This window comes from Kitasatospora sp. NPDC043949, assembly GCF_056435365.1.
In genome coordinates, this window is sequence record NZ_JBWKEQ010000120.1 from 1 (window position 1) to 1,169 (window position 1,169).

1 protein-coding gene is annotated in these 1,169 nt (G+C 69.3%); it reads right to left on the minus strand.

Annotation, left to right across the window (positions count from 1 at the left end):
* Positions 1-198: 198 nt before the first annotated feature.
* The coding region (locus AC07AL_RS38545) for an IS701 family transposase (RefSeq protein WP_478319569.1) at positions 199-1,169 on the minus strand (971 nt) is incomplete at its 5' end.

Below are 1,169 nucleotides of genomic sequence, written 5' to 3' on the forward strand. Positions count from 1 at the left end.
CCTAGTACTGCAACGGTGCTTACCATGTCGAGGCTTCAGCTCTTGGGCTGTGGCCTCGTCTTTTGTAGTGGCTGGTCCGGGCCTGTTGTTGGCGTCTGCGGCGCCATCGGGACCAGTGCAGGACGTGGTCGATGCTGCGGCGGACAGGCCGGGTGAGCTTCGTGATCAGTCGGCGGATCTCGGGGACTGTGAGAGGTATCAGGTCTGACGTTCGAGCGGGTCCAGCCCCTTTTCGAGCTGCTGGGCCCGCATGACGGTGAGGTAGGCATGGGCGGCCATGGCCAGGGTGATGTGCCGGTACCACCCCGGGTGCCGTCGGACCTGATAGTCGTCCAGGCCGCACTGGCCCTTGGCGCTCTGGAAACACTCCTCGATCGCCCAGCGGGCACCCGCGACGGCGATCAGCTCGTTGAGTGTGGCATCGGCGGGCGCGTAGGCGATGTAGTAGGCGAGCTTTGTGGGATCGGTGATGCTGCGGCGTGCCAGGACCCAGTGCTTGCGGTCGGGGCGGTGCCACGGCCGGACCTCGACGCGGGCCCAGTCGTAGACCCGCAGGCCGTGGGCGCCCTCGCCGCAGGAACGACGCTTCCACTTCTGACGGGGCAGGTCGGCGACCAGGTCGTGCAGTCGATGGTCCAAGGCACGCCGGGTGACGACGGTGTCTTGGCTGGTGGTGGCCACGACGTGGAAGACGTCGGCCTGCTCCAACTCGTAGCGCCAGCCCTTGCTGTAGCCGTAGCCGGCATCCGCGGTCACCCACCGGAACGGGATCTGGTCGTCGATCGCGCGGCGGACCATCGCCCTGGCGAGCTGGACCTTGGTGGCGAACTCGACCTCATCGCCGATCCCCGCCGCCCGGCAGCGTGCGCGGTCGTCGGTCCAGGACTTCGGAAGGTAGAGCGCCCGGTCGATCAGGGTGCGGCCCGGCTTGCCGGAGTAGGCGAGGAAGACCCCGACCTGGCAATTCTCGGTGCGGCCGGCGGTGCCGGAGTACTGCCGCTGGACACCGGCCGAACGCACACCCTTCTTCAGGAATCCGGTGTCGTCCACGATCAGCACACCGGCCGGATCCGCCAGGTGGGGGGGGGGGGGGGGGGGGGGGGGGGGGGGGGGGGTGGCTGGGGCGCCGACCCACGCGTGTTGGTTTGGGGCGGGGGGGGCTGGGCTGG